Below are 5,376 nucleotides of genomic sequence, written 5' to 3' on the forward strand. Positions count from 1 at the left end.
CTGCCCTCGCCGGCCGCCGCCGACCCCGGTGATCATCGGGGGAAACGTTCGGGCACCCCGTGGCGTTGTACGGGGTGAGGCTTTCGACGACCCCGAAGATGGAGCCATGCTGCCGCTGCTGATCGTCCTGGCGTTCCTGCTGGTGCCGGTCCTGGAGATCCTCGTGCTGATCCAGGTCGGCGAGGTGATCGGCGCCTGGCCGACGGTCGGGCTGCTGATCGCCGAGACCGCGCTCGGCGCGTGGATCGTGCGCCGGGAGGGCCGCCGCGCCTTCCGCGCCCTGCAGGACACCGTCCAGCGCGGCGTGCTGCCCGACCGGGAGCTCGCCGACGCGGCGCTGGTCATGGCGGGCGGCATGCTGGTGCTCTTCCCCGGCTTCATCACCGACGTGCTCGGCTTCGCGTTCATGCTGCCGTTCACCCGGCCCCTCGTCCGGCGGGCCCTGTCGGCGTTCGCGGCGCGCCGGACGCGGGCCGCCCGGGAGCGCGGCGGCGCCACGATGTTCCCGCCGGGGCCGTTCCCGGGGCAGAACGGGTTCGACCCGTTCGGCCGCGGGCCGGGCCGCGACCGCGTCGAGACCCCGCCCGGGCCGGTGGTCCGGGGCGAGGTCATCGACGAGGACGACGACACCGCGTCCCGCGCCTGACCGATCAGGGGTCGCGGAGGGTGAACAGGGCCCCGCCCGCGAGCAGCGCGACCGCCGCGTAGGCCGCCAGCACGCCGAGGCCGTTCCACGGCCCGATCGGCAGCCGCTCCAGGCCCCGGGTCGCCTGCACGGCCAGGCCGGCCGGCATCGGCGCGATCTTGTCCAGCCGGTCCTCCCACTTGGCGCTCGCGATCAGCCGGGTGATGATCGGGACGATCCACAGCAGCGCCAGCACCGCCGTGATCGCCGCCGCCTGCTCCCGGACGGCCGTCCCCACGCCGAGCGCCAGCAGCGCGACCAGCACCAGGTACAGGACCGTCCCGAACGCGGCCCGCGCGGTGGGGCCGTCGGCCAGCGACAGCGGCGGGTAGCCGTTGGCGGAGGTGAACCCGTTGCCGGGCAGCAGCCCGCGCGCCACCGCCAGCGACGCCAGCACCCCGGCCGTCCCGGCGACGGCCACGACCGCCGCGACCACGGCGGCCTTGGCGGCCAGCACCGTGCTCCTGCGCGGGATCGCCGCCAGCGTCGCCCCGATCGTCCCGGCGGCGTACTCGCCGCCGACCGCCAGGACGCCGAGCACGACGGCCGCGACCTGCCCGAGCTGCACGCCCGACAGCGCCAGTTTCGGCGTGTCCTCCATGCATCCGGCGGGGGTCGAGCAGTGCGAGGTGTCGACCGAGCCGGTCACCGCGGCGCCCACCGCGAGGGTGAGACCGGCGATGGCCGCGAGCATCCACCAGGTGCTCGGGAGCGTCCGCAGTTTCGTCCATTCCGCGCGCAGCGCGCACACCGCCGTCATGCGTCCCGCCTCCGCAGCAGCCAGTACGCGGCGGCCAGCGCGGCCAGCGCGTACGCGCACAGCACCCCGAACCCCGCCCACGGGACGATCGCCTGGTCGAACCGCGTGACGGTCTCCTGGATCGCGAAACCGGCCGCCGGGGTGAGCCGGTCCAGCCACCGCGCCACCGACAGCGGCAGCCCGGTCGCGATGATCTGCGGGACCAGCAGGAGCAGCAGCACGATCGTGATCGCGGGCGCGCTGCGCCGCACGATCACCGCGACCGCCACCGAGAACACCGCGATCACCGCGAGGAGCGCCGCCGTGCCGAGGACGGCCCGCAGCACCGTGCCGTCCATCAGCGGCGGCGGCTCCAGCCCGTTCGAGCGCTGCATCGGCGCGGCGAGCAGCATCGACCCGAACGACGCCACCAGTCCCGCCGCCAGCGCCGCCAGGCCCGCCACGATCGCCTTGGCCGCCAGGAGCCGGCCGCGCCGCGGCGACGCCGCGAGCGTCGTGCGCAGCATGCCGCGCCGGTACTCGGCCGTCACCATCAGCACCGCGAGCGCGACGATCGCCGCCTGGCCGATCAGCACGCCGGTGAGGGTCGTCTTGGTGCTGTCGTCGGCGAACTCGTTGGGGCCGATGTCGCCGGTGCCCTTCAGCGTGAACGTCCCGTCGGACCCGGTGCGGCCGTCCACACCCGGGTCGGCGGCCGGCCCGCCCGGTGCCCCGCGGTCGCGCCACGCTGCCCCGGGCTGCGCCGGCGACACCGACACCTGGTCGAACCTGGCCCCGGTGTCGGCCGGGTTCCCCGAGACGCTCTCGCCGCCGAACTGCCGCTGCACCTCGACCTCGTCGGGGACGGCCACGAACATGCCGGCCATCGCGTTCTCCGGGAGCTTGTCGAGCCGCACCGAGCCGACGCGCTGCCAGGCGCGCCCGTCCGGCGACTCGTAGCCGGTGACGGCCGTCCCGGAGCGGGTCAGCTTCAGCCAGCGCGGCGCCTTCGCCGTCCCGCCGCCCGCGCCGCCGTTCTCGTAGCCGGTCTGCAGCCGGACGCCGTGCCCCGGCGTCACCATCAGCGCCGCGTAGGGGGTGGCGCGCTCCACGCTTCCCCTGATCATGAGGCCGGCCTTCGCCCACGCGCCGCCGCCCCGCTGGGCGGTGACGCGGGCGATGATCTCGCCGTCCCCCGCCAGCGGCTGGTACGTGTAGTGCCCCAGGTCGATCTTCTGCAGGCGGGCCGGATCGGACGACCCGCCGCCCTGCCCGGTGGACTCGCTGCCCGCCGCCGACAGCAGCGCCACCAGCACCATCAGCACCACCGACGCCAGCAGCGTCAGCATCCACCGCGGGACGGTCCGCAGCTTGGTCCACTCGGCCAGCAGCAGCCGCCCGAAGCCGTCGCGGGCCTCCGGCTCGACGGTGCTGCGGTAGGGAGCCATGACGGTCATCGGGCCTCCCGCCCGGCCACGCCCTGGAACTCCACGGCGTCCCTGGTCAGCTCCATGTAGGCCTCCTCCAGCGTCGCGCGGTGCTCGGAGATGCCGGTGAACCCGACCCCGGCGCCGTTCAGCGCGGCGATGACGCGCTCGGCGGTCAGGCCCGCGACGGTCACCTCGTCCGGCCCGCTCGCCGACACCGTCGCGCCCGCGCGCGCCAGCACGGCCATGGCGTCCTGCCGCTGCGCGGTGCGCAGCTCGACCCGGTCGCCCGACGCGGCCTTCAGCAGCTCCCCGACGGCGGTGTCGGCGATCAGCCGGCCCCGCCCGATCACCACCAGGTGGTCGGCGCCGCCCTCCAGCTCGCTCATCAGGTGGCTGGACATCAGCACCGCGCGCCCCTCGGCGGCCAGTGACCGCAGCAGCGCCCGGATCCAGGTGATGCCCTCGGGGTCCAGCCCGTTGACGGGCTCGTCGAACATCAGCACCGGCGGGTCGCCGAGCAGCGCCGCGGCGATCCCGAGCCGCTGCCGCATGCCGAGGGAGAACCCGCCCGCCCGGCGCCCGGCCGCGCTCGCCAGCCCGGCCAGGTCGATCACCTCGTCGACCCGGCGGGCGGGCAGGCCGTTGGCCTGCGCGAGCCACCGCAGGTGGTCGCGGGCCCGCCGGGCCGGATGCACCGCGGACGCGTCCAGCATCGCCCCGATCCGGCACAGCGGCGCCCGCAGCGACCGGTACGGCTTGCCGCCGATCAGCGCCGACCCGCCGTCCGGGCGGTCCAGGCCCATGATCATGCGCATCGTGGTGGACTTGCCGGCCCCGTTCGGGCCGACGAACCCGGTGACCTGCCCCGGCGCGACCGTGAACGACAGGTCGTCCACGGCGACGGTGGGCCCGTAGGTCTTGCGCAGGGCCCGCACTTCGATGGTTGCCTCCATGCTCAGCGAGGCTACGGACCGCGGTGCCGCCGGGTCGTCACGCCGTGGGGGCGTCTTCTCCCGCGGGGGAGGAGGGACCCGGCGTCCCCCGCGGGAGGGACGCCGCCCGCGCGCCGTCCGCGACACAATGGCCTCCGTGGGGGACAGCGACGAGATCGCCGGGCGGCCGGCATGGCCGGTGACCGGCGTCTGCTTCGCGGTCGCCGCCGTCGCCGAGGCCGTCCTGCGCACCGGCGGGTCGGGCGTGATCCTGTCCCTGGCCATCGCGGTGGACGTGTGCGCGACGCTCCCGCTGGCCGCCGTCCGCGAATGGGGCACCACCGCCGCCGTCACGATCACGATCGCCACGGCCGCGGCGTGCGTCCTGCATGAGGGGTTCGCCGTCACCGGGCTCGCCGCGTTCGCGACAGTCTGGGTCGTGCTGGTGCGGCGGCGGATCCTGCGGCGCCGCGCCGAGCGCGCCGCGCTGGTCGCGTCCCGGCGGCAGTTCGAGACCACGCTGCTGGAGCACACCGCGCGCGGCGAGCGGGCCCGCATCGCCCGCGAGCTGCACGACGTCGTCGCCCACCACATCTCGATGATCTCCGTCCAGGCCGAGACGGCGCGGCTCGCCGTCCCCGGCATGCCCGACGAGGGCGCCGAGCGGCTGCTGGCCATCGGCGACACCGCCCGCACCGCGCTCACCGAGATGCGGCGGCTGCTCGGCGTGCTGCGCGAGGACGCCGGACCCGAACCCGACCGCCGCCCCCAGCCGGGCCTGCGGCAGCTCCTGGACCTGATCGACGAGACCCGCGAGACGGGCGCGACCGGCGTCCGGCTGATCGTCCGCGGGGACGTCGCGGCGCTGGACCCCGGGCTTGAGCTCGCCGCGTACCGGATCGTCCAGGAGGCCCTCACCAACGCCCGCAGGCACGCGCCCGGCGCCGCCGTCGACGTGGAGATCGACTACACTCCGGACGCGCTGCGGATCAGCGTCCGCGACAACGGGCCGGGCCCGCGGGCGGCCTCGGCCGGGGCCGGCGGCGGCTCGGCCGGGCACGGGCTGCTCGGGATGCGCGAACGCGCCGCGGCCGCCGGCGGCGACCTGCGCGCCGGCCCGGGGCCGCTGAGCGGGTTCCTGGTGGAGGCGGTCTTCCCGCTGGAGGAGGAGCCGTGAGCGTCCGCGTGGTGGTGGCCGACGACCAGGAGGTCGTCCGCGCCGGGTTCGGTGCGCTGCTCGGCACCCAGCCCGACCTGGCGGTGGTGGCGACGGCCGCCGACGGGGAGGCCGCGATCCGCGTGTGCGGCGAGCTGCGGCCCGACGTCGTGCTGATGGACGTCCGGATGCCCGTCATGGACGGCATCGAGGCCACCCGCCGCCTCACCGCCGAGCCGGACGCGCCCCGGATCCTGATGCTGACCACGTTCGACCTCGACGAGCACGTCTACGACGCCCTGGTCGCGGGCGCCAGCGGGTTCCTGCTCAAGGACGTCACCGCCGAGCGGCTGTTCGACGCCGTCCGCGTCGTCGCGCAGGGGGAGGCGCTGCTCGCGCCCGCCGTCACCCGCCGCCTCATCGGGGAGTTCGCC

6 protein-coding genes are annotated in these 5,376 nt (G+C 76.0%); 3 read left to right on the forward strand and 3 right to left on the reverse strand.

Features of this window, described 5'->3' with window-relative positions:
• The first annotated feature begins 106 nt into the window (after positions 1-106).
• A complete protein-coding gene (locus E1293_RS44135; RefSeq protein ID WP_243717480.1) occupies positions 107-646 on the forward strand; it encodes an FxsA family protein in 540 nt (179 codons plus the stop codon).
• Between the two features lie 4 nt (positions 647-650).
• Here E1293_RS44135 and E1293_RS44140 read toward each other — a convergent pair whose 3' ends face one another.
• The 3 genes from E1293_RS44140 to E1293_RS44150 are packed head-to-tail and all read right to left on the reverse strand — an operon-like array spanning position 651 to position 3,807.
• Positions 651-1,445 (reverse strand): ABC transporter permease subunit, encoded by a 795-nt coding sequence (locus E1293_RS44140; protein WP_132205668.1) that lies wholly within the window; start codon positions 1,443-1,445, stop codon positions 651-653.
• Positions 1,442-2,881: an ABC transporter permease subunit gene (locus E1293_RS44145; RefSeq protein ID WP_132205670.1), complete on the reverse strand. Its 1,440-nt coding sequence runs from the start codon at positions 2,879-2,881 to the stop codon at positions 1,442-1,444. Before E1293_RS44145 ends, E1293_RS44140 begins: the two co-directional genes overlap by 4 nt.
• Positions 2,878-3,807: an ABC transporter ATP-binding protein gene (locus E1293_RS44150; RefSeq protein ID WP_132205672.1), complete on the reverse strand. Its 930-nt coding sequence runs from the start codon at positions 3,805-3,807 to the stop codon at positions 2,878-2,880. The genes E1293_RS44145 and E1293_RS44150 overlap by 4 nt, the downstream gene beginning before the upstream one ends.
• Positions 3,808-3,943: 136 nt before the next feature.
• Between E1293_RS44150 and E1293_RS44155 the strand changes: the two genes are divergently transcribed.
• Together E1293_RS44155 and E1293_RS44160 are read left to right on the forward strand one after the other, a co-directional pair.
• Positions 3,944-4,963: a sensor histidine kinase gene (locus E1293_RS44155; RefSeq protein WP_207939478.1), complete on the forward strand. Its 1,020-nt coding sequence runs from the start codon at positions 3,944-3,946 to the stop codon at positions 4,961-4,963.
• The coding region (locus E1293_RS44160; protein WP_132205676.1) for a response regulator at positions 4,960-5,376 on the forward strand (417 nt) is incomplete at its 3' end. The genes E1293_RS44155 and E1293_RS44160, both read left to right, overlap by 4 nt.

Origin of the sequence: Actinomadura darangshiensis (assembly GCF_004349235.1) — a bacterium.
Lineage (GTDB): Bacteria > Actinomycetota > Actinomycetes > Streptosporangiales > Streptosporangiaceae > Spirillospora > Spirillospora darangshiensis.

Bases quoted from the DNA above. Each gene is read 5' to 3' on its own strand.
- E1293_RS44135 (WP_243717480.1), top strand. From the start codon at position 107: ATGCTGCCGCTGCTGATCGTCCTGGCGTTCCTGCTGGTGCCGGTCCTG.
- E1293_RS44140 (WP_132205668.1), bottom strand. From the start codon at position 1,445: ATGACGGCGGTGTGCGCGCTGCGCGCGGAATGGACGAAACTGCGGACG.
- E1293_RS44145 (WP_132205670.1), bottom strand. From the start codon at position 2,881: ATGACCGTCATGGCTCCCTACCGCAGCACCGTCGAGCCGGAGGCCCGC.
- E1293_RS44150 (WP_132205672.1), bottom strand. From the start codon at position 3,807: ATGGAGGCAACCATCGAAGTGCGGGCCCTGCGCAAGACCTACGGGCCC.